The sequence below is a fragment of the uncultured Victivallis sp. genome (assembly GCA_944389935.1).
Lineage (GTDB): Bacteria > Verrucomicrobiota > Lentisphaeria > Victivallales > Victivallaceae > Victivallis.
In genome coordinates, this window is record CALXOE010000042.1 from 1 (window position 1) to 24,779 (window position 24,779).

Here is a 24,779-nt window from a genome sequence, read left to right on the forward strand (position 1 = left end):
GGGCAATCGACGGGACGACAAAATCATCGTAGTCCGAAGCGTAAAGCATTCCGGCCTGTCCCCACTGCTTCAGGTTGCTCTTGCAGTTCGTGTTACGCGCCCGTTCGCGCGCCTGGTTCAGCGCGGGCAGCAGCATTCCCGCCAGAATCGCAATGATTGCAATCACGACAAGAAGTTCAATCAACGTAAATGATTTTCGCATCGCAAAACACCTTTCTTTCCGGTTGTTCATGGTTCGCGTTCCTTTCATTGAGTGGTTGTTATGGAAATCAAAGTGGGGGTATCTTCAGGAAACTTCACTGATTTTGCGGGGGATTTCATGATTCTGCAGCGGTCCTCCATCGATCTCTGCAAAGAGTTGACGGCATGCGGCCCTGGCCAGGGATGCGAAATTGTGTTCGATCCGCCAGCCGCGGAAATACGATTCCAGAACCACCGGTTCGCCGATCAGACGGCATTTCTCCAGATCAAGCTTGCGCTCCAGAAGAGTCGCCTTAATGTCACGGATCGTGCCGCCGATCGCGTAAATCGCCTCCGGCGTCCCGATGCGATCGAGCAGCCGGTTCAGGTTGTTCTCCATTTCCAGTCCGCGCAGAATCAGCATCTCATCCGTATCAAGCGAAACTCCAGCCTCCCGAAACGCGCGGCGCAATCCGTCGAGTTGCGGCATGTGATCGTGTTTCGCCGCGAGCAGCGGACGTCGCCGTCCTTCCGCGAGCAACCTCCGGCCGATTTCGTAGCCTTCGAGTTCCCAGTCGTTGCAGACGCAGGAGCGTCCGGGCCGATGCCCGTTGACCACGACCACCGGAATCGTCAGAGAGTTGACGAACTCCTCCACGGCGACGGACGGTTCAAATTCCGGATCAAGCCAGATCAGCCCTTTCATCGGAATTCCGGCAACGCACTCCTCCAGATCGTTGCTTTCTGAAAGAAAATTGACCTGATAGAGCAGTTTTCGACTTTCGGTGATTTCTTTCCCCACAGTGGAGAGCAGTTCCCACAGGTATTTTTCAAAGTAAATCTGTTTCCCGTCCGCAACCAGAACTCCGATTACGTTGATGTTTCCGTATTTCCAGCGATGTTCCGGATTCGTGAAGAGCCCGATGCCCGGCCGGGCGATCAGGAATCCATCGTCCGTCAGCTTCTTCAACGCTCTTTGAATCGTCATCGTACTCACGTTGAACATCGCCGCAAGTTCCCGCACTGAGGCGATCCGCTGCGGCGACGTGCCGGAATTCCATACCGTGTCGACCACGTATTTCCGAATCTGCACATATTCGGCAATCGGCTGGCGCTTGATGATTTTCCCCTTTGGACTGATCATGTTTTCTATTTATGGAATTGTAATTATGATAATGATGTTTGCGCTTTGTTTACACCTATGATTATACCAGAGAAAAAGAAAATGTCAAGAGATGCAGCCAAAGAAAAATGAAAAATAAACAAATCCGGAGAATCGGGACCTCGTTGTCCGCTTACAAATAAAAAAAGGCGGGAGAAGTGAATTCTCCCGCCCCGGTGGTGCGTAATTGTCAGGGCTGTTTGAGCTCCTCTTTCGGCATCTTGCCGAAAAGCCGTACAGTAAATTCCGCCATACGCTGAAATGCTGCGTAAAGACACGGAATAAACATCATTCCAATAATAGATGCAACCAGCATCCCCCAAAAAGTCGTAATCCCAATAGATTGCCGGCTTCCTGCTCCAGCCCCAGAAGCAAATACCATCGGAAATACTCCTATCACAAACGATAATGCAGTCATCATCACAGAACGAAACCTCAAACGCATTCCATTCAAAGCGGCATCAACAATGGATTTTCCCGCATCACGCTCTTGCTTCGAATATTCTGCCATTAAGATTGCACTTTTGGCTGTCAAGCCAACCAGCATCAGCAGCCCAAGCTGACAGTAAATATTTAAGTCCATGCTGTAAAACAGTAACGCGAATAATCCGCCAAGTGTGGCTGTTCCAACCGATAAAATTACAGAAATCGGCATCGTCCAACTTTCATACTGAGCGACCAAGAATAAATAAGCGAATGTAAGTGCAAGAATCAGCAGATAAACAATCATTCCTTCATTTTGGCTTTCTTGATAACTCATGTCTGTCCAACTGAGTTGGTAATCATTCGAAAATTCTGAATCAACAATGTCTTGAACAATATCCATGAGTTCTCCTGAACTGACAAATTGCTTTCCTTGAGTATTTACATTCGCAGCAGGAAACATGTTGAAACGTTCCGTTTGGCGGGGGCCCAGCGTCCACTTGATTGTTGCAAGCGTGTCAAGAGGGACAAGCGCACCTGTAGCACTTGGCACATAAAGTTGACTCACTATATTCAAATTCCGGCGAAAATCTCCAGACGACTGCATTTTAACCTTATAGGTCTTCCCATATTTGTTGAAGTCGTTAATGTAAACAGAACCAAGCTGGCTTTGCAACGTGGAAAAAATCGAGCTAATCGGGACGTGCATCGCTTCAGCCTTGTCACGATCAATGTCAAGATAGAGCATCGGTGTATTAGCGTCAAATGAGGTAAAAGCGTAAATTGCTTTGCCAGTCTCCATGATTTTACCAAGCAGATTTTGTGTTGCTTGTGACAATTCTTGTGAGGTTTGATCTCCGGTAGCTTGAAATGCAAATGTAACACCTCCTGTTGCTCCAAGTCCATTGATTGCCGGAGGAGCAAAAACTGTCACCTGCGCATCAGACAATGCTGCACAACGTTGCGTCAGCTCTCCTTGGATCGCTTTTAGTTGTGTTTCAGGAGTTTTGCGTTCTCCCCAGTCTTTCAATGTGACAATTGCCATACCGAGATTTTCCCCCTGACCAGAAGTCATGCTCCGGCCAGGAACAGTAAGCACATGTTCAACTCCTGGTAACTGACGAGCAATTTCAGACACCTCTTTGAGAGCTACTTCTGTTCGTGATAATGACGCTCCGGCCGGCAAAATAGTTTCGCAAAAGAGGGCACCTTTGTCTTCATCGGGTAAAAATGCACCAGGGAGTTCATTATAAAGGAAATAATTTCCTGACAGAATCGCAGCAAAAATAATGATGGTCAACACACCTCTTCGCACAAGCAGTCTCGCAAATCCGAGATAACCATTCCGAGTCCAATTCAATCCAATATTAAACCAACGGTAAAGCCCACGAGGTTCACTCTGCGGTCGTAAAACAATCGCGCAAAGCGCTGGAGATAGAGTAAGGGCATTGATTGTTGAAATAATTAATGCAATACACATGGTAACGGAAAATTGCAGATAAATTTCTCCAACCATCCCGCCATAGAATGCAATCGGAGCATAAACTGCTACAACAACAAGCGTAGTTGCAATCAAAGCTCCAGTAAGCTGCTCCATTGTTTTCATCGCAGCATCAAAAGGCGAAAGGTGTTCTTCTTGAATAATTCGTACACAACTTTCAGTCACACAAATGGCATCGTCCACCACTGAACCAATTACGAGAATCAGAGCAAACATTGATAGAGTATTTATGCTTATACCCAGCGCATACAAAAAAATAAATGTTCCAATTAACGAAACGGGAATTGCGACCATGGGAACAAGTGTCGCACGCCAATCTTGTAAAAACAACCAAGTAATTGCAACTACAAGAACAAAAGTCATAACTAACGTTATAACAATTTCTTCCATCGTAACTCGTACAAAATTGGTTGAATCATATCCAAGTGTCCAGCTCATTCCTTCCGGAAAATTCTTTTCAAGATTTGTGAGTTCTTTCTTGACATTGGAAAGAACTTCAAGAGCATTTGAATCACTAAGTTTAAAAATTGCTAATGGAACTGTTGGTTCCTCATCATAATAACCTGTTCCTGTATAATTTTCAGAACCTAACTCGACTCGAGCGACATCCCGAAGTCGAACAACTCGCCCATCATCACCAGCTTTAATGATAATGTTTTCAAACTCTTCCGGTTCCTGCAAACGGCCTTTGGTATCAATTTTAAATTGCATATAATTACTGGCAAATTCAGTTCCAACAGAGCCCGTTGCTGCTTGAATATTTTGACTGGCCACCGCGTTTGAAATGTCGTTGTTTGTGATTCCTAGCGCACGCATTTTATAAGGATCAAGCCAAATACGCATACTGTACGTCATGTCAGTAAATACAATTGCTTGTCCTACGCCATCAATTCTAGCAATTGCGTCTTTTAAATGAATACTTGCATAATTGCTGATATAAAGCGGCGTGTGCTCTGGATTTGAACTGGTAATAGCAACCATCGCAAGAATATCGCTTGACCGCTTATAAACAGTCACTCCATTATCAACCACTTCCGTTGGCAACGAATGCTCTGCTCGCTTGACGGCATTGTTAACATTGACATAGGCCATATCGTCATCTGCTCCAGACTTGAAAGTCAATGTCAACGTATAGTTGCCGGAATTATCTGAGGTCGATGAATAGTAGACCATATCTTCAACCCCATTAACTTCCGATTCAATAGGGGCAGCAACTGTATCTGCAATAACCTGAGCGCTAGCTCCTGGATAAGAAGCGATAACAACAATTGTCGGAGGTGATATCTCCGGATATTCAGCAACAGGAAGCTTGAACATGCAGACAAGACCAGCAAGAACAAAGAATAGCGAAATGACAATTGCAAATTTAGGTCGTTTAATAAAAAAAGCAGCAAACATGATACTCTCTCTTTCCGCTCGTCATTTACTTGGCTGTTTCCATCTTTTCCACCGGATTCACCGTCCCGCCGGGAACGGCTTTGTGAAGTCCGCCGACGATGACTTTCTCGCCTGCCGTGAGGCCGGAGAGCACTGTCTGCCGGTCGTAGACCTGCTTGCCGGTGACGATCTTGCGTTTTTCAACCTTGTTGTCCTTGTCGACCACGTAGACGAAATGGTCTTTGCCGTCGGTCATCAGCGCGGCGACGTTGACGGACGGAAGCGGTTTGTCGAACTTTTCGGTCAATTTCACGGTGACGTATCCGCCGGGAATCAGGTCAAAATCCGGATTCGGCGCCTCAAACTGCAGCATCAGCGTGCCGGTGTCGGAATCGACCCGGTTGTCGACGAAGTCGAGTTTCGCCTGCTGGTTGAATTTCTGGCCGTCGGCGCGGAAGATTTCAAGCTCGGACTTGTTTTCGCCGTCCCGGTTGAAATGACGGAAGAAATCCGCCTCACTCATCGGAAATTTGATCTTGATCGGGTCGTAGCAGACGATCGTCGTCAGCGTTCCTTTTTCCGGGGTGATGTAGTTTCCCTCGCTGTAGATGTTCGCACCGATTTTCCCGGCGAGCGGGGCGTAGATCTTCGTATAGGAGAGATCGTTTTCCGCAAGAATCAGTGCGGCTTTCGCCTCTTCGATTTTCGCCTCGTAATACTTCAGAGTGCGCAGCGAACTGTCGTAAGTGGTTTTGGCGGTCGCCTGGGTCTCGATCAGTTTCTTGTAACGGTCGAACTCCTCTTTCGCAAAAATGTACTCCGCCTCCATCTGCGAGAGCACCGACTTCGCGGAGTGGACGTTCGCGTCGTAGATGGTGTCTTCGATTTCGTAAAGCAGATCGCCCTTTTTGACCATGCTGCCTTCCTTGAACGGCCGCTGCTCAAGCGTACCTGATACGCGCGCGACGATGTCCACCGTATCCGAGGCGCCGATCGTGCCGACGTAGGTTTTCGGTTCGCCGCGGTCGAGTGTGCTCACTTCCTCCACCCGCACCGACGGGGCCTGGGATTCCGGCGCTGCTGCCGCGAGCCGGATCGCCCCCATCGACAGGAGCGCCGCCATCATGATTGTTCCGAAACGCTTCATTTGTTTTCAACTCCGTATCTTAATTTCATTTTAAAATGCTAGAAACCTAACAATATGTCTGAATATAAAAAACTCCTGTTGTTTTCATCTCCTCCATGAGTTTGCGTTATGTCGATGTATTATGCGATATTGTTGCAGATTCTGTCCGTCAGGCGGATGTAGGCGTTCACCTCATCTTCGCTCAGACCTGTTTTCAACATTTGTTCAGCCCGCTCGGTTTCGTGGATAACCAGGGTTTGAAGCTCCTTTGCCTTGTCTGTCAAAACAATTTTCTTGAGTCGCGCGTCAGTCGGCACGCTGACACGTTCGATATAACCATCCCGTTCAAGCAACTGCAGAATCCCGGTCGCCGTCGAACGGCGGATTTCAAAAACATCTTCGATGTCCCGCTGGTAGATATCCTGCCACTGCGATGTGATGAAAATGTAGCAGAGTACCCGCCCCTGCGTTCCGGTCAGACCCATCTCAGACGCATTGCGGTCGCAGTAACGTCGTATCTTCTTCGAGAGCTTGTTGATGACTCCGATCAGCAGTCTGTCAGCCTGGCTCATACTTCCCAGTCCTTAAAATGTTAGATTCCGAACTATAATATACGCCGATTCCTTTCTCTTGTCAATCAGGTTTTCCGAAAAATCATAACTTTTTTAACAATTTATCAGGTCGGTTGCGGCATGCCGGGGGAGAGTCTCCCGGCTCGGGCGGAGACTCCCGACGCCGATGCCGACGCGAAACCCTCCATCCGTAATTTTCTGTTTCGGGAGTCCCGCATTTTGATTTGCAAACAGCATTCTCCATGCTATCTTACAGTGAACGGCAGAGTGTTGCATCAAACAGGCCGTCAATGTCATCCGTCAGGGAAAAGCGTGGCGGCCGCCGGGCCGGAGTGACGAGGTGTTGACGGGGAGAGCATCGGGAGTGGGATTATGGATGGATTTTCCGGAATCAGGCAGTTTCATGTGGTTTCGCATACGCATTGGGATCGGGAGTGGTATCAGCCGTTCGAGGTATTCCGCCATCGTCTGGTGGATTTGCTCGATCATCTTCTGGAGATCTATCGTACCGAACCGGAATTTGTGTTTGAGCTTGATGCGCAGACTGTTTGCCTGGAAGATTATCTGGAAGTGCGCCCGGAGCGCCGGGCCGACCTGATGGATTACGTCCGCCGCGGCAGACTGATCGTGGGGCCCTGGTATGTCCAGAACGACTTTTTTCTGACCGGTGGAGAGGCCACCGTTCGGAATTTGCTTGTCGGCATTGCTCTGGCGGATGAATTCGGAGGAAGTTCCCGGTGCGGTTATACGCCGGATCAATTCGGACTGATCGGGCAGCTGCCGCAGATTTTCCGGGGATTCGGCGTGGACAGCTGCATCTTCGGGCGTGGATACCGGCTCTCGGGTGAGACGCCGCCGAATGAATTTGAATGGTACTCTCCGGATGGCTCCGGAGTGCTGGCATCGTTCATGAGCCGGTGGTACAACAACGCGCAGCGTTTTCCGGCGGATCCGGAGCTGGCGCTGCTCTTCTTCCGGGAGGTCGAAGCCGCGCAGGAGTCCGAGGCGGTCACGCCGCACCGGCTGCTGATGAACGGGGTCGATCACCTTGAGGCGCAGGAGGATCTTCTGCCGATACTGCGGGAGTTGAACCGGCGGATCGCGCCGGATGTCATCCGGCAGTCAACTCTCGGCGATTATCTTGCGGCGGTGCGGCATTTTGTGAAAGAACATCACATTGCACTTTCCCGGGTAACCGGGGAATTGCGGCGCGGTCCCTCCGGCAACATTCTGCAGGGGACATTGTCCGCGCGGCTTCCGTTGAAACGGGAGAATACCCGGTGCGAGGCGATGATCGAACTGCAGCTTGAACCGTTGTACGTTCTGCTGGAACATCTGAGCGGCGATGCGCTCTTCGACCGTGATTATTTCCGTTACCTCTGGAAATCGCTGCTGCGCAACCAGCCGCACGATTCGATCTGCGGCTGCAGCACCGACCGCGTTCATCAGGACAATCTGAACCGCTTTGCCCGGATCAGGGATCTCTGCGGAGACCTGATTGCGCGCGGCTTTCGCCATTTCTGGGCACGGCTTGACCGGAGGGGGCTTGATTCGGCGGAATATCTGCTCGCCGTGTTCAATCCGCTGCCGTTTCCCCGTTCTGAAACGGTCGAGGCGGAACTTTTTCTGCCGCTCGCGGAACGGCCGGAATCCATCCGGATTGTCGATCCGGCCGGAAAGGAGATCCGCTTTGCGATTCGTTCGGTGGAACGGCGTTTTCAGACCAATTATTCCGCAATCAATCTTCCCGGGAAGATCCCGTCGCTGCGGGTGGAGCTCGATGTCGCGGCGGAAGCGGTTCCAGCCTGCGGATTCCGGGTATTCCGGGTCATCCCGGGGCAGGGAGGCACGCCGCTGGAAGTTGCCGGCGGCGGGAATGCCGGGGAGACGGTACTGGAGAACGCTTTCGTCCGTTTTTCCGTCGACGACCGCGGCCGGGTTGAAATGCGGGATAAAGTCAGCGGCGAATTGTTCCCTGATCTCATCACATTCCTCGAGGAGGGCGACGCCGGACACTCCTACAACTTCCAGCCGGCAGACGGAGACCGGGTTCCGGATGTGGGGCGCGCCGCTTCGCACATTCACGTCGAGAGTTTTGTACGGGGGGAACGCCGGGGAATCCGGGTGGAATACGGGTACGATCTGCCGCGCGACTATGATTTTGAACGGCGTCGTCCCGCGGACGAGTTCGTGTTAAACCGGCTGACACTGGAGTATACTCTGGATGAGTTTTCCCGATCCGTCGCGGTTGGAGTGCGGATCGAAAATCATGCCGGTTCGCACCGGCTGCGCGCGGTGTTCAATCCGGGGATTGCGGTGTCGGAGAGTTGGGCGTCGGTTCCGTTCGGATTCGAGGAGCGAACGCGGGCGGAGGTGCTTCGCGACCCGGAACGGCACAATGCCGATCAGCCGAATTCCGGCGTGATTTCGATTCGGGATGGAAATCGGCAGTTCACGATCTTGAATGAGGGGCTGCATGAGTATGAACATCTCGACGATGGGAGAATCGCGCTGACGCTGCTGCGTTCGACCGGCAACATCAATGCGGTTTATTATGACGATGCCGGTTGCCTCATCCGTTCCGGCGCGGAGTGGTGTGTCCCGGAGGGGAAGTTGATCGGGACGCATGAGTTCCGCTTTGCGATCCGTCCCGGTCGTGCGGCGCTGGCGGAGTTGGAAAGAGAACATCAGATGTTTCTCGCTCCGCTTCTTGCGGCGTTTGATTCGGTCGATCCGCACAAGTTGACCGGCGGTCGTCCGTGCGATCAGTGCAGTGCGGTGCGGGAACTGTTCTTCCGCGATCTGCCGCTGGAAAAACAGAATTTGGCGGGGGAGGGGGAAAGCGGTCTCTCGCTGAGCGGGGACGCCGTATTTTCCGCTCTGAAGAAAGCGGAGGACGGCAATGGGGATATTCTGCGGATTTACAATCCGGAGCGGCATGAAACCGGTGTGAATCTGCATCTGCCGTCCGGTTTTCGAGCCCGTGCGGTCCGGCTGGATGAGACGCCGCTGGACAGCGGGGAGGAGTTCCTCGAGTCCTCTCCGGTGATTCTCCCGGCGGCATCGATTCTCACATTGCAACTGACGAAAGCGTGAACGGTCGAATCGCCCCCTCCACTCCATCGCCCGGGATGGGATGAACCTGTTCGGGCGAGTCTCTTTCTGATTTTTTTCGGTTTGTTTCTGTCCCTGGACCATCGTTCCGCATCCGTTGTCCTGATAATGAAATCAACACCTGCGGCTCGGAAGAAAAAAGGAGATCCCTGGGTCGTCTCTCTCCCCCCCGGGGGAGACGATCCATGGGATCTGTTTTGCAGTACGATCTGCCACGAACGAGCAGACGTCCGAATCTCTCTCCTGTCCTCCTTACTTTTCCTGCGTCATCTCCAGCCGACAATCTGTTGGCTTACCAACGATAATAGCGGTAGGGATCGTCCTCTGCGATTGGCTGATCCACGTAAAGCCTGTAGGCGGGCAAACAGTTCAGGTTCGGCTTGCCGAGGATTCCCCCGTTCTGCTGGCGGTCGTTGACCAGTACGACGAGGAGATTCCCTTTCGGCTTGATTTTGTCGGTTTTGAGTGTATAGATCCGGTCTGCGGCCCAGAAATCGTTCGGATTGGATTTCATGGTTACTTCTCCTAGAAATTCACCGTTGAGCCAGATCCATGATTCATCGTCGATACCGCCGAAGTAGAGTTTGCATTCGGTATTGGCTGGAAGTTCACTTTCAAGATCGAAAGTTTTCCGGTACCAGAAATGACCATCGTACCCGTGAAGATCTTCAAATTGGAGATCGAACATGCCGGGAACTTCAATTCCCCGCCATTCCGGCCCGGGTTTGTAGTCTGGACTCTGCCAGTTCTCCCGTCGACCGATCTGTTTCGGGTCGGCTTTCCCGAGCCAGCCGGAAGAGAGATCAATGACCCCCTCCTGATGGTTGGTTTTTCCACGGAATTTCTCCAGTAATCCACTGGTGGATTGCGCTCCCAGATTGTGCAGCAGCCGCGAGGCGAGGAAGAATGCCCGCCGCCGGGTTGTCCGGTACATAAACTCCGATTCCGGGAAGAGATCGGGGGTCACCTGACAGAATACGATTTTCCCTTTTCCGAGAGGATACACGGCAAGAGTTTTCCCGCCGGAGGAAGCTGCGGGGAAAAATGCCAATTCCAGCTCCCTGCGAAAATGCAGATCGGCATTTGAGATACCGGCAAATTCAGGAGAGAGATTGAGTCCGGGGGCGAAATCAGCATACCCTTTTTCTGTTTTCACCGCAAGTTTTCCGCCGGTCAGGGAGTCGATGCTTTCTTTCTTCAATCCGAATGCGAGTACAGTGCCTCCCGCTTCCGCATAGGCGGCAACGGAGTCCATTTCCGCTGAATTGTCGATAACCAGCAATTCGCCGGAAGCCGCTTCCCCGGTAGAAACGGTGATTTTCAACATGTTCAGCAGCTTGTGCAGTTCCGGCCCTCCCTGGACAAAGAGTTTCGGTTTCCCGGTTTGTTTTGTGACGGGGGTATCAAGTCGCTCGAGCAGTTTTTGCAACAGCTGTTCCGCTTCGGGTTCCGGTTCGGTACGACCGGAAAGATCGAGTTGCGAGAATATAATTCGGGCTTTGTCTTCCCGAAACTCAAGGACTGGAGCGTATTGCAGATCAAAACCTGATTGCAGCAGTGGCATCCAATCTCCGATGCAAGGTTTTTCCAGCGGCACACTCACGACCGCACCACGGTTTCCTGCCCGCCAGACCCGGAAGTTTGCGAAGCCGTTCCAACTCCAGAGAGGATCTTTGGTTTCCAGCGTCGGTACTGTCAGGTAAGCCGGCAGCAAAGTTGATTCGCCCCTCCAGTCGTGTACGAGCGTTTCGGAGATTCCTCCCGCGATCGGGAACACTTCTCTGAACAGCTGTTCGTTACCGCGCAAGCCGAGCTTATTGCATTCCGTCAGCGGTTGTTCGAGGATCAGAAGACGCAGGCCGTGTTGTAGTGAGCTGCTCAGATCAATCCGGAGTTTCGACAATGCGTTTCTCCCAATCACGAGAATCCCGGTTCCGGACGGCAGCGGTTCGCCGGATTTCATCCTGGTGGCTTTTACTCCAAGTTTTTCGAGCAGGGGGGCGGCGCTCCCCTCGGGATCGAAAAGTGCAACTTTGCTCTGCAGATGCAAAGAGGGCGCGGGAAGGAGTTGCAACGTGATGCTGTCGTGGACCGTTTGGGAGGGGAAAGCCATTTCCGCGGTCAACTCCAGAGATTTTTCCCGGCAGCTTTCCGGAATGGTGAATTTCACGGGAATGCGAAGCGTCTCCCCCGGTGCGACCTCCGCACTCCCGGAGTGTTTGAGATTCAGGGCGTCGACGCGCCAGAGCCAGTTGACGTTGCGAACCTGTCTGGCGTCATTGACCAGAATCAGTGATTTTTCCACCTGTTCGCCGGGATGAAAATTGTGGCTCTTTTCGGTGAACTTGTCCACCTGTCCGCCGATCCAGCCGGTTTCCGGTTGAAAGAGTTCCCGGCAGAGTTTTCCGAGCGGCAGCAATTCGACGGAATTGGAACGGTTGTTGAAGTATTCGGGCCGGACGCCGAACCGGTCGGGAACCACCCCGGAACGCTTGATGTTTTCAAACCTCCTCGGATTGTCGGCGGAGGTTCCCGCACCGCGTTGAATCCAGAACGCATCCTGGTCCCACGGCAGCAGCCCCGAGACTCCGTGCGCCCGCATGGAACGGAAATTGTCAAGGATGAAATAAGACCAGACCTTCTGGGTGTCGGGTTCTTTCCCGAACCAGTTCAACGTCGAGAAATGAACCGGTTTGTTGCCGGTGATGACTTTTTCCTGATGGCGCATCATGTTGGCTTTCTGCCAGTCGAATCGGTATGCTTCTTCTCCGAGGATCGCCGCGTTGTATTCATTGAACCAGAGACACTGCAATCCTTCGGAAGCCCAGATGAACGCCGGGCCGCGATAACTCGACCACGAACAGACGTGCGGCATACCCCATTCAAGCAGGAAGAGCGGTTTTTTCCGGTTTCGCTCCAGTGGGCGAACCAGTCGCTGCGTTCCTGGCGTGGAGCCCAGTTCAGATAGCAGTTGATCGAGTAGAGGTCGCTCAGATTTCCGCTCTCGTGATGGTAGAGCGGACGGGTCGGATCAAGAGAGTGAATGATCTCCGCCGAGAGGAGCGCCTGACGCCGCCGTTCATACTGACCGGGCTGCAGTTTGCGCATTTCCCCGTCCGGGGAGTAGATGCCGTCGATCTTGAGCGGATTCTGGTCCCCGAAGTATCCGGTGGCGTTGTGGTTGGCCACATAAAGTACGACCCCTGGCACGTTCTGGAAGCGGCGGATCAGGTATTCCGCCTGCCGGCGATAAGCGTCCCGGAATTCCGGTTCATCGAGCTTCCACTTGAAGTGCATGACATGCGGCAGCGAAAGTGTCGTCAGAATCCCCTGCTTCGAGGTTTCCCGGTGAAACAGTTCGAGAAATGAGATCGAGCCCGGGGCAAAATTGTAATTGGTTCCGATCAGGTGATTGATTCCGAAGTCGCGTGCTCGTTCGGCCATGATGCGGTACATCTCTTCCGTGGATTCGTCCGCGCCGCGCTTGGTGTTCATTCCGACCATGGAGCGCAGATGGATCTTTCTGCCGTTCAAATAGAAATCGCGCCCGCGGATGGAGAATTCCCGGAAGCCGAAAGTATCGTCGATCTGATCAACGATGTTGCCGGCGGCATTGAGAAGCGATAACCGCACCCGGTAAAGGTTCCGGGGCGTATCGACATCCCAGAGTTTAGCATCTCGCCAGGTGGCGGAGAAACTTTGCCGTTCCCCGGCCTCAGCTGCTTTCAATTCGGGGGAAAGGAATACCTTTACTTTTTCCTCGCCATCGAAAATCTCTGCCTGAATGCGGTGATGCGCCGGAAGGGGCGTGGCGAATCCGGTATCGAATGTGATTTCTCCTTTCGAGACGGAGGTGATCACATGTGTATCAGAGAGTTTTGCTCCTGTTGGAGAGGAGGCGGTCAGCCAGAGATTTCCGGGGATGCCGCGGCAGTAGAGTTGTCCCGTTGAAGTGATGATTCGTCCCGGCGCCATGAACATCCTGCTTTCTCCCTCCTCGACTCTGGCGGAGACCAGCAGTGCGATTTCATTGGTTTTGCCCGGTTTGATCGCAGCGGAGACATCGACGGATCCGCCCGGATAATAGATATCTCCGCATTTTCGGCCGTTGATGAAAATCTGTGCGCAGGTTTGAATGAAATCGAAATCGATCTCAATTTTTCGTCCAGCCCATGAAGTCGGAACGTCGATTGTCCGACGATACCAGGCGTGGTTGATCGATTTTCCGTCAATGGTCTCGTCCGGGGTTCCGTCAGCGTGAAAGATCAGTTGCATGCTGTCCGGTGCGTTCCAGCCTGCGATCCCCGGCCAGATTCCCGGAACTTTGAAGTATCGCCATTCGGGCGCGTCCTCTTCCGGCAGCTTTGCCGCAGCGAGTTCCTTAACAGGCAGAAACTGCCAGACTGTGTTCAGACAGATCGTGTCGCGTGAGTCGTTTGTATGACGTTCGACATCGTCGAGGCTCCAGAGTCGGGCATGATCCGGCAGAGCCGGACCGGAGAAATCCGCATCGCACTCTTCCCGGCTGCGGTAAGCCTTTACCGTCAAATTCCGAAATGCGATCGTTCCGGACTTCCCGTACATGGAGGGATCGATCGCCAGACGTACCGCACCGGCCGGAATTGTGTAGATTCGCTCACACTGAATCCACCCTGTTGAGCCGAATGTTTCAAACATCGGAGGCCAGCCCCCGACCTGTTTCTTATTTGCGTCGTAAAATGCCATGGAGATGCGTCCGCATTGCCAACCCTCCTTTCCGGGAACCAGGTCTGTTGCCTTCATCTCCATGTTAAGCCGAAGCACTTTCCACTCCGGTTTCAAGATGATACTGCCGGTACAAGCCGCGCCTGCCGGTACCGTGATATCCAGTGAGCCGTCGAAATTGGTTTTTATTTCACATCCGGTATGAGGCCAGATGTTTCCTCCGGGGGTTTTGTAGACGAGCAGATTTCCTCCGTGGAGATCAATCAGCAGCGAAACAAACAAAAGAAAAATGGTATGGTAATATTTTTTAATCATTTCGTCACCAAGATTTTACCAGACAAAACCAGGTTGAGCGATCCGCACTTTGGTCGAATAGAGATTTTGAAATTCAGCACAGACTACAGCCGAGGCATGACCATCCGCAAACGCTGTATTTACGTGAGTCCCACCATGTGCTGCACAAGGATAGCCGCGGTTAGTTCCGCCCTCGGGTGCCTCGAGAACGGAGATATTCTGATACCCCGGGTCGTCGCGTAGCTTGTCATCGGCAAACGCTACGAATTCAGATGGCGACGGGATTCGTTTCAAATGCAGTGTGACATATCCCTGCCAGTGGTTTTTGACCCATTTGTCTTCGCCTTTTTCATTTTTATATATTCCAAACCAGTTTATCCCATATAGATTCCAGTCCCGCATTTCATTATCGGAACGGTTGGATTTGCGAATCGTCGCCGGACAGTAGTAGGTTTCAACAGAGTCGTCCAGATAACCGGCATTATAAAAATAGACTCCCCAGTGTTTCATCTCCGACCAGTTATGAGTCAACACGGAGTCATTGAAATCATTCGCGTAAAATGTGAAAACCAGGCCGGTCTGTTTCAAGTTGTTGATGCAGGAAGTCGATTTCGCTCTGTTTCGCGCCTGATTCAGTGCCGGCAGAAGCATGGCCGCCAGAATCGCGATGATCGCAATTACAACAAGTAATTCAATCAATGTAAAATGTTTCTGATTCATTTGTCTCCTCCGTTGGTAGATGGATTGTTCCGGGGAAAATTGGCTGAACATAAAATGGATATGAAAGTCATCATTGCTGCGTTCCTGTAGTTGTAAAATCATCCCACGAGGGGGGCGGGAGCTACTGATTCGCGGTGGATGAGTTTACCGGGAATCCGGATCGAATAGCCGCGATAATCGTCTGGATTTTTTCGTTTTTCAATCAGCACCCGGACGGTTTCCAATCCCATCTCCGTCCCCGGGACCGCGAGGGCATCCAACGGCGGAATGGTGTACTGCTGCGAGGGCGTTGCATTGAATGTTATGACGCTCAACTGATTCGGAATTTGAATTCTGCGCCGCCAGGCGAAATAGAGCACCTGCATGGCAATGTCGTCGCAGTAACAGACAATCGCGGTGATCTGTCGTTTGAGCAGTTCGTCGAACTGGGTCTCAAGCGGCTCGTATTTCCACGGTTCGCTCTGAAGCGGCTCGAGATTGTATTCATCGCAGAAGTCGTTGTAACTGCGTTTGCGGTCGTTGAAACTGTGGTGATGATTGCCCGGCTGAAATCCGTCAAGATATCCGATTTTTCGATGGCCGAGGGAGTAGAGCTGTTCCATAACCATGCGCATGTTGGCATTTTCATCGCTCATAATTGCGCTGCCGGTTTTCCCGCAGACGCCGTTGAGTACCACATAGGGGATTCCGGCGTCTTCGATCTCCTTGAGCTGCCGCGGGTAGATTACATCGGGGATAACCAGGGCGGCAACGCGCCACTCCGGAAGCGGATAATAGATATTCCGGACCGATTCACATGGTGTGAAGTTGAATGTGTAATTGTGTTTCGGCAGTTCGCGCGAAATGGCATCGACCGCTTCGGCAACCGGGGTCGGATAGCGCAGCAGATCGCGATTATAAAAGAGAAAGGAGATCAGATTGCTCTCCTTGCTCCGCAGCGAGCGGAAGATTCGGTTCGGTGTATAACCATTTTTTTCCACATGTTCAAGAATGCGGGCGCGCACCTCCGGTTTGACGGTGAAATTCTTGTTGCATCCGTTCAGTACCCGGCTCACGGTCGAGGGGGAAACATTCAGCTCTTTCGCAATCTCTTTTAAGGTCATTTTTGTCCTGATTTGTTTAGGAATCCGTTTTCTTGTATAAATTATGGCTGATTTTTGTGAAAAAGTCAAGCGGTAAAACAAAAAAAGAGCCATTTTTTCTCAATAATACAGAAATCGAGCCGTTTTTTTGTTAAAAAATCTAGAAAACCGATTCCTAAACAATCTCCCGTTGAGGGACAGCAGAGTGCCGCCCCGGAATCCGCGTGGAAAACCGGGGCGGCATCAGCGGGATATCATCGGGCGTTCCGCCGTCACTGCCGGAGGATGAATTTCCGGTAGACGTATGGATTTTTGGCCTCTCCGATTCCGGGAGTCAGACCCATCCAGTAGTTGCGCCCGTGGCCGTCATGGTCGTTGGCGATGAAATTCAGCCCGAACACCGTTCCCGCCGCGGGCTTCATGTTCAACACCCGCCACGGAATCGCCATTCGGTAGCAGGTCAGGTCGCCGGAACGGAACACATTGCACTCAATCTGCTCCAGCGAGGCGGCGGCACGACCGCGTTCGTAGATGTTGTCGAACTCCTTTTCCGACCCGTTCGCTGTCAGCCCGAAGCTCATCTCGTAATCGTCCGGCGCGAACCCGTAGGCGTTCGGCAGGGCGTCGGCCTGCGTGTCGATCGCAAGCTGAATCGAGTCCGCCGCCCAGAGTCTGCCGGCGGTGAACGGCTGCACATGAACGTCGTCCCGGACGTTGATCGCCAGATAGAGATTTTCCGCGTCATGTCCGATCGCGCTTTCGATGGAGAGATCTTCCGCGCCTTCATAACCGTTTTCCGGATCATTCGGGATCAGGAAGTCTCGGCTCGCCATCGTCGGCAGCCGCCCCGCCGCCGGCAGTTTCGCCGAACGGAAATCCGGCCGTCCCGTCGCCGGGCAGGGCAGAAATTCCGCCCGGTAACGTGACTCGAGTTCTCCGAGGGTGCTCTCGACCCGCAGCGTCAACTCCCGGCTGTCGAGCGAATCAGCCGCGGAGAAAATCTCTTTCACTTCTTCGCCGGGTTGCAGTGAAATCGTCCGCTCCGGATTGCCGAATGCCGCTCCGGAGATGGTCAGTTTTCCGCTCAGCGGCGCAGTTCGCCGGTTGACCAGCGTCACTTCCACGGTTGAGCCGTTCCGGATCCGCCAGCCCGCGCTCACCGGGGGCAGATCATATTTTGCCTGCCGCACAGCCTCCGCCAGTTCGGCGGCGTTTCCGCTCCGGAGTCGCAGATAGACCGGCGCGCCCGAGAGCGCCAGCTCCAGACTGCCTGTATTCAATTTCACCGGACGGTTGAAGAAATCGGCCGCTTCCACGCGGGCGGCATCCAGCGGAATCCGGGCTCTGGTCGGCGTCCCGTCGGCGGTCCACAACGCCGCGAAAGGCCGGTTCTCCCGGTCGAGATAGGTGAAACACTGGATGTCGGAATCCGAAATGATTTCTCCCGGTTTCGCCCCCTCCAGCCACTGGGCGCTTGCCGCATACGCCAGCGCGGCCGGCAGCGGCAGCGTGTTGCGCCAGAGTCCGTAGTAATAGCGTTCCTTCTCGATGCAGAAATCCGCGAGAAAATAGAGTACGCGCTCAACCCCCGCCGCCTTGCCGATCAGCATCAGACGCGACAGATATTCGGCATGACGCAGCGCCGATTCGCTCAGAAAATCCTCCTCCACATCGAGTGCCCAGCCGATTTCGCCGTACCAGATCGGCTGTCGGCCGCCGGTTTCGCGGATCAGCTCCCGCAGTTCGAGGGTTTTGCGGTAGACTGCGTTGGCTTCCGGTCCGATATCGCTGCGGTCGGCTCCGACGTAGCGGGCGTTCGCGTAAGGGTGTACCGGAACGATATCGATCACGTTGCCCGCTTTCTCCAGAACTCTGCGGGTGAATGGAAAGCCGCTGTTGAAGTCGACTCCGGAAACTCCCGAGCCGAGCAGCCGGAAACCGGGATCGGCTCCTTTGATCACCGGCGCCGCCGCGTTTACACAGGCCGCATAATTTTCGGCCGCATCTTCAAGCCCTTTCTTGAATATACCGGGAAAGACCAGATCCGGCTCGTTTTCGATTTCCCAGTCGCGGATTGCTCCGCCCCAGGCCGCCAGCATCTGGCGCAGAAATTCATTCATGTCGGCAGGATCGGCGAACCCGTTGTCCGGTTTGCGGTATTTGTTCGGGACGAGACCGACTTTCACGCTGTTGAGCTGCTTCATCCCGGCCCGGGCATAGCGGATATCATGATCGGAGAAGCGGTATTTCCCCTCTTTCTCGGGAATGTAACGCCAGCCGGGCATGTGCCGGGTTGCGCCGACTCCGATCCGGCGCAGGATTTCCGGAGAGGTCGGCCCCATCGGATGAAGTCCGAAGTAGGGCTGTTCACTCTGCGGTGGCGGCGGCTCCGTCACGACTACCGGAAAGTCCGCACCGTAACTTCTGCCGGCCGATTCCGCCCGCAGCCGGAGCACATAGTAGCCGGTTTCCCGTTCCGTGAGGACGGTCAGCGGACGCACGGCGGTCTCCCCGGGCGCGAGGGTGAGTGTTTCGGCGAGCAGCTTCCGGGGAGAAATTCCGTAGCCCTCCAGCGTTGCCGTAAACGTCACCGGAACGGGGGCGTCCGTATTGTTGCGCAGCCGGGCGGTTTGAACGAGCGGCTTCGGACCGGTGAAGAGGATTTCTCCGGGTGCTCCGGTCCGATCCGTTCCGAGCGTCAGCGGCGCCTCGGCGGTGTAGAGCCCGGCCGCGTCCCCCTCCGCCAGCTGGAAAGCGTCCAGCCAGATGGTCGTCCCCGCCGGTTTGTTGAAGCCGAGACGGAAACTCGTGACCAGATGCTGCGGTTGCAATCGGAACGAAAATCGTTTCCATTCCCCCGGCTTCAGGGAGACACTGCCGGATCCGATCTCCTGGTACCTGTGGGAATCTGCCTTGACGACCAGTTTCCCCGGCCGGTCGGCCGTCGCGTAACCGCTGACCGTATAGGTCCGGTTCGGGCGCAGAACCCGGAAAAGATAACCGGTGGTCAGCCCGGTCAGCTCCTGAGCCATTCTGATGGAGCGCCGCCCGTGAAACGACCGCGTCTCATCGGGCGGCAACTGAAAAAAAGAACTGCCCCCCTCAAACGACCCGTCCCCGGGCCAGAGGTTGGCAGCCGGAACGTCTTTCTTCTCCACCGCCGGGGTCGCCGTGAACGAGTCGATGTAGAGTTTGCCGGAACTGTTCTGCTTCCGTTTCAGGAAGAACAGCAGTGAGGAGGCGTCCTCCGGAATCGCCTCCGCCGGAAGCGATATCCGGAACTCCCGCCAGTCGAAACTCCCTCCCGCCGAACCGAGGACGTTTACGCCGCTGCCGGGAGGCATGGCGATCCAGCTCGTCTTTTTGTCCTTGTGATTCACGAGAATCATGAATGTCGCATCCTTGTCCGGAATTTGTTCCGCTTTCAGATAAAACGAGATGTTCAGCCCCGCACCCGGACGGAATGGAATCCGCTGATAGATCGAGCCCCCCTGCTGCCCCGGCCCGAACATGCAGTATGAGCCGCCGCCGGCGTGAGTCACGGCGCGGTCGATTCCGCCCGGTTCCGGGATGTTTCGCCACTTTTCATACTCCCACCGGTCGAGTTTGGCCGCGGCGGGCGCCTTGTCGTCGACCGGCTGGATCGAAATTTCGTCGATGTAAAGATTGCCGACTCCGTTGTTCCGGCGTTTGACGTAGAAGTGCGCCCCCGTGACCTCCGGCGGAAACTCTTTGCCCGAAATGGTGAATCGCACCTGCCGCCAGTCGTGCGTCCCGCCTGTCACCGCCAGGCGGTTGACCCCGCTGCCGGCGGGATTTGACGCCCAGCCGATCACCTTGCCGCCGCCGTTGCGCAGAATCTGTATCTCCGCATCATCGGGGGGCAGTCCGTCGGCTTTCCACATCAGCGTGATTTGATGATCCCGACCGGTGACCGGCTTGAAACTGACATAGAGAAAATTGTCCTTGTCGCCGCTCAAACCCATGCGATAGGCGAATTTTCCCCCGTACACCACATCGGAGACGATCTCTCCCGGTTCCGGTTTGCCGGCGTAGTCGGGGTAGTGCCACTCCCGAAACCTCTGTTCAAATGTCCCGTTCGGCAGCAGTTCCGCGGAAATCAAAGGCAGGCAGCCCGCCATCCCGCAGACCATGAGTAAGCCGGTGAATTTCATGTGCTTCCCTTTCTGATGGTTTTCTCTGGTTATCTCAAAACGTATAAATCACTTTGTAAGGATCGCCGGTGGCGTTGTCCCCCTCGCAGGCCAGAAAATCCGAGACGCTTGCGGATTTCACATGCCCGTCGACGTACAGAACATTGCGCCGCTCGCCGTGAACGTAGTAACCCGGGTAAAACACCCCCTGTTTGTAGGATGACGAGGTACTCATTTTGGTGTCGTCGACCAGCAGCGTCCCGTCGGTCACTTGAACGATGGTTGCGAGAGTCGGCCTCGGATTGCGCCAGACCTGATTGATCTGACGACGCAGTTCCGCTTCTCTGATTGCTCTCTCCGCCCGGAATTGAGAAACATTCAGAGCGCTTGCGCAACCGGCTCCGGCCATGCACCGTGCCCCCAGGAGGCGTCCCAGCCGGAAACCCCTTCCCCCTTGAAATTGGCAACTTCCCAGCCCACCGCAACTTCGACAATCTTGGGACAGTTGAATACCGTATAGTTTTTCGTGTAAGCCTCCAGCTTGTGAAACCAGCGCCCCCGGGTCGGATTCTCGGTCATGTTCGTGCAGTCTCCCCCCGTTGCAAAGTAACCGCTCGAATCCCCCTGATACATCGCGCTGGCCAGACCGATGGTCTTGAAATTGTTGGTGCAGGTGGTCGTCTTTGCCCTGTCCCGTGCCTTGTTCAATGCCGGCAGCAGCATCCCCGCCAGAATCGCAATGATCGCAATCACCACTAACATCACTTGTTAAATATACATTTATGCCGTACATTTGCGATGTTATTCAGTGAATTTTGAGCAATAAAAAGTCATGCCAGTACAATTTGCCCTCTTCTATCTATCCACTTCCTCTACCCCCTTTAACTCAATTTTCATGCCATCAGCGGGAAAGACAGCCCTGACACATTCGACCTGCAGATGGGATAACAAACTTTGTAATGAATCCCGGGAAACAATGGAGAAAAGCAATCCGGAAACGGTGTGCAGTTCGACCATTTTGAGCGACAGGTCTGCCCTGATTAACGAGATCATGTGCCATGGGATGAGAAAATGTTCCCCCTGATCCGTACTGATTTTCAACCGGGGAATCGGAGTTTGAGCGGCTTCCCAGCCAGCGTGCTTTTGTTCATGACTCATTTGTTCACCTGTATTGTTTCGTTGATGATCTATCGCTCCGGCCCCTTGCGAGGCGGACGCGGTCTGTATCTTCTCATGGCCGGCCTTTCCGGCTCCACTCTTCGATCATGGGGAGATTCCACCTGATGACGATCCTGCCTCTTCGCCTGTTCTTCCACCGTTTCCCGCTCCTGAGTTTGTGCGTTGATTTCCTGTAATTGCCGCTGATACTCTTCCATTCGCGCCGCCATATAATTTTCACGGCATTTGCCGGAGAGCCTGGAATTGATAACCGACAATACAGCCTCCGCGGCCTGCTTTCCGGTTTTACGCAACTTGCCCCATACTCTTTTGAGGTGAAGAGAACGTATCAGACGATGCGGATCAGGATCATACTGTTCCCGAATCCCCTTGAGACGATCAAGCGCCGGCTTTTCAATTTCACCGGCCTTGACCAGATCAGCCACGGAAAGACGCTCCGCCGGAATTCTAACCAGTCCCTCCTTGAAACGCTCCTTGTCAGGCAGATGAAGCGCGAGCTTGAAACGTCCTCGGGAACAGCCGACATAAAACGCCTGCTTCGACATCTTTTCCGCAGCCACCACCACATGATCCGCAGTCATTCCCTGCGAGGCATGACTGGTCATCACCCAGCCATGCCGAATTCCATGAAACGATTCCGGCAGCCGAACAGTTCCCGCTTCCCGCCGTTCCGCGTCCAGCAGCCGGTACTCGTTCGGGATTGCCGTGGCGATCGCCAGCGAACCGTTGCTGATTTTGAATTCCGGTGTTTTCAGATTCACCGTAAAGCGAACCAGATCCCCCTCGGCAATCGGAAGCCCCGCGGATTCTCCCACATCTACCACACCGCGGATGGTACGCGGATTCACGGTTGCGCCATTGGACAAAACGAGTTCGCCTGACGATGACTTGACCTGTTCGACCTCAACCATCTCTCCGGGCTTTCCCAGCCCTTTCAGACGGGTGTTGAAAAAGAGCTTCATCCCCGGCTGATAATTTTCGATATTGCCAAGCTGCGCCCTGGTCCAGCCGAAGGATTGAAACGCTGTTATGGTTCGCTCTGTTTTAGCCTTGAGCCGTCCGGCCGCCTTGAGCTTTTCTCTCAGAATCGCAGTCAACGCATCGCATTCCCGATGCGTTGGACTGACCGCAATGCAGTTCAGCGGATTTTTTCCGTTGTCGGTCAATTCCATAAAACTGTTCGCCGCCTCATTTAGATAGCCTCCTCTGCTTTCCCGCACAAACCCTCCGTGATCCAATGTCTCGAAACCTTCCAGAGCCAGTCCCGCCGAGGCCAGCTCAATTCCCCTGCGGTATTCCGCCGTCTGCTGACGATGAATCCGCGTGAGCGTTGCTCTCGGAATCCGCGTATGCTCTTCCAGTAACCGGAAGAAATCTCCGCTTTCCACGGAGTTGTGCTGTCTGGCGTCGCCGACGAACAGCACCCGGTAATCATTCTGCAATGCGAGCTTGATGATCCCGGTTCCCTGTGATAACGAATTCAGGCCGGATTCATCGATAATCAAATAGGACCCTTTCGGCGGCAATGCCTGCCGATTCTGCAGAAACATCGCGACGGTCTGGGCGTTGGCAAATTTCTCCTTTTTCAGAACATCCACCGCAGAATTGGTCGGCGCGATCAGCTGAATGTTCTCCACGCCTCCGGATTTCAGACATCCGCAAAGTTCTTTCAAGGTTGAAGTCTTGCCCGCTCCGGCGACACCGCGAAACAGCACAAATGGAGACTTTGCCCCCAAAATCGTTTCAATCGCTTCGCGTTGCGCCGTATGATCGCCAAACAATGAGAGCAGTCCGGAGAACGGTTTTCGGAGGCTTTTGATCTCCGGCAGAAGATCACGAAACGCATTGACCGTTTCGATTACATAATTCTCCTGCTTCAGATTCGTTTCCGTGGTGAAATACGGATTGCCGGACGGACGGGAAAGATTCACCAGTCCCGGAACGCAATCAAGTGTTTTCCGCAGTTCATCCAGATTGCAGTTCCCGAGATTCTGATTCTGGATTTCGGCGAGCAAGGCATCTTCCCGCAACACGGCGTTGCGCTCGAAAAGCTGCTCTGCGACTTTGCGAATCTGCTGTTCCGGAGTTTCCTGAATCGGACGCGACGGGAGAAGGAAACTCATCTGTTCCGCCTCATACGCCATATCCGTAAAGCGGCTCCGTTCCTCATCGGTCAAAAGCGACAACTTATGTTCACGAACCTGCTGTTCAGTCCGTTCCAGCATTTTCCGGGAACGGGTCATCATTGTGATCGCCTTGATTTCTTTTGCCGTCGGATACCGCTGATTCTTTTCGTAAAACTCGGCAATCCCTTTTTCGATCTGCTGACGGCGCTGAGAACAGCGTATCAGAACCTCTTCCGGAACTCCGGCGATTTCAAAACCGGTAATCTCACCTTTCGCGTTCCGTTTCATTTCAAGTGCGTAACCGAGACGGCGGCACTCGCAGGCAAGCGCGTTCTGATAGGATTTCCCCGCATAGCGAATCGCCTTGAACATCTGCGATGGATCCAAGGCCTTGAACGATCCGTTTCCTTCCTGCGTCACATTTACGATCACATTATGCGTGTGCAGTTGCGGATCTAGCCTCCGGCTGTTGTCATGATGATACTGCGCATAGATGAACTTACCGGTGAATTCGAAGTTTTTCGTCGCATACGACTCGCCTTTGCGGATACGTACGGCGGCAAACCGTTCCAGTTCCCGCATCCCGATCTCCACCGCTTTCCGGTGCGCTTCGACCAGACGCGAATCGAACAACGACATCACGGAAACGGACTTCTGGGCTGAACACTGGAAGTCATAGAAACGTACCGCATGAGGATTGTTTCGCGGTGTCAGTTTACTCCGGCTTTCCGGATGCAGATTCTGCTGAAAAAGCGAAAACACCTCCGGTTGAACGATAGCGCCGTCAAGATGAAACGCGGATGCCAAACTGCCCCGCCAGATCCCTTCGACTCTGCCGTCCTCGTTGTAGTAGTCATTATTGGCAAGGTGCTGCCGATAGAAATCCGCACCTTTTCCACGTGTGGCTTTGATACTTGCCGCTGTAAACAAATATGCCTTTCCACACACCCCGTATACAGAATACCACGCCCGCCGGGGAAATGCAAACCGGGAACCCCAAAAAAGTGAGAAAAAAACCGCAAAAACAGTTTTTTGCTGACGCAATATCCTATCGTGCCGATAGGC

The 24,779-nt window shown here is 53.7% G+C and carries 14 protein-coding genes; 1 reads left to right on the top strand and 13 read right to left on the bottom strand.

The window, feature by feature from the left end; all coding sequences use genetic code 11:
* The 5 genes from Q0J85_RS11855 to Q0J85_RS11875 form a co-directional block, all read right to left on the bottom strand.
* The coding region (locus Q0J85_RS11855; RefSeq protein WP_294481873.1) for a type II secretion system protein at positions 1 to 202 on the bottom strand (202 nt) is incomplete at its 3' end.
* An 84-nt stretch (positions 203 to 286) separates the two neighbouring features.
* Positions 287 to 1,324, bottom strand: coding sequence for a GntR family transcriptional regulator (locus tag Q0J85_RS11860; protein ID WP_294481874.1), 1,038 nt, complete (start codon positions 1,322 to 1,324; stop codon positions 287 to 289).
* Positions 1,325 to 1,532: 208 nt separating this feature from the next.
* The gene (locus Q0J85_RS11865) at positions 1,533 to 4,664 is read right to left on the bottom strand and encodes an efflux RND transporter permease subunit (protein WP_294481878.1); all 3,132 of its coding nucleotides are present in this window, start codon (positions 4,662 to 4,664) and stop codon (positions 1,533 to 1,535) included.
* 25 nt (positions 4,665 to 4,689) lie between these two features.
* Positions 4,690 to 5,790, bottom strand: a complete 1,101-nt coding sequence (locus Q0J85_RS11870; protein ID WP_294481880.1) for an efflux RND transporter periplasmic adaptor subunit — start codon at positions 5,788 to 5,790, stop codon at positions 4,690 to 4,692.
* Positions 5,791 to 5,909: 119 nt separating this feature from the next.
* Entirely contained in the window at positions 5,910 to 6,341 is a 432-nt protein-coding gene (locus tag Q0J85_RS11875) for a MarR family transcriptional regulator (protein ID WP_294481883.1), read from the bottom strand.
* 372 nt (positions 6,342 to 6,713) lie between these two features.
* On the opposite strand from Q0J85_RS11875, the gene Q0J85_RS11880 reads away from it, so the two are divergent.
* Positions 6,714 to 9,437, top strand: a complete 2,724-nt coding sequence (locus tag Q0J85_RS11880) for a glycoside hydrolase family 38 C-terminal domain-containing protein (RefSeq protein WP_294481888.1) — start codon at positions 6,714 to 6,716, stop codon at positions 9,435 to 9,437.
* 2,745 nt (positions 9,438 to 12,182) lie between these two features.
* Here Q0J85_RS11880 and Q0J85_RS11890 read toward each other — a convergent pair.
* From Q0J85_RS11890 to mobF, 8 genes are all read right to left on the bottom strand, one after another.
* Positions 12,183 to 14,180, bottom strand: a complete 1,998-nt coding sequence (locus tag Q0J85_RS11890; RefSeq protein WP_294481891.1) for a sugar-binding domain-containing protein — start codon at positions 14,178 to 14,180, stop codon at positions 12,183 to 12,185.
* Between the two features lie 309 nt (positions 14,181 to 14,489).
* Entirely contained in the window at positions 14,490 to 15,173 is a 684-nt protein-coding gene (locus Q0J85_RS11895; protein ID WP_294481895.1) for a prepilin-type N-terminal cleavage/methylation domain-containing protein, read from the bottom strand.
* 98 nt (positions 15,174 to 15,271) lie between these two features.
* Positions 15,272 to 16,276 carry a LacI family DNA-binding transcriptional regulator gene (locus Q0J85_RS11900; RefSeq protein WP_367274653.1) on the bottom strand — a complete coding sequence of 335 codons (1,005 nt, stop codon included), beginning with the start codon at positions 16,274 to 16,276 and terminating at the stop codon, positions 15,272 to 15,274.
* 251 nt (positions 16,277 to 16,527) lie between these two features.
* Positions 16,528 to 20,430 (bottom strand): sugar-binding protein, encoded by a 3,903-nt coding sequence (locus tag Q0J85_RS11905; RefSeq protein ID WP_294481899.1) that lies wholly within the window; start codon positions 20,428 to 20,430, stop codon positions 16,528 to 16,530.
* Positions 20,431 to 20,464: 34 nt separating this feature from the next.
* Positions 20,465 to 20,818, bottom strand: a complete 354-nt coding sequence (locus tag Q0J85_RS11910; protein ID WP_294481903.1) for a hypothetical protein — start codon at positions 20,816 to 20,818, stop codon at positions 20,465 to 20,467.
* Positions 20,788 to 21,162, bottom strand: coding sequence for a type II secretion system protein (locus tag Q0J85_RS11915; protein WP_294481905.1), 375 nt, complete (start codon positions 21,160 to 21,162; stop codon positions 20,788 to 20,790). Before Q0J85_RS11915 ends, Q0J85_RS11910 begins: the two co-directional genes overlap by 31 nt.
* A 102-nt stretch (positions 21,163 to 21,264) precedes the next feature.
* Positions 21,265 to 21,567 carry a hypothetical protein gene (locus Q0J85_RS11920; RefSeq protein ID WP_294481906.1) on the bottom strand — a complete coding sequence of 101 codons (303 nt, stop codon included), beginning with the start codon at positions 21,565 to 21,567 and terminating at the stop codon, positions 21,265 to 21,267.
* Between the two features lie 29 nt (positions 21,568 to 21,596).
* Entirely contained in the window at positions 21,597 to 24,644 is a 3,048-nt protein-coding gene (mobF, locus tag Q0J85_RS11925) for a MobF family relaxase (protein ID WP_294481908.1), read from the bottom strand.
* Positions 24,645 to 24,779 lie beyond the last annotated feature (135 nt).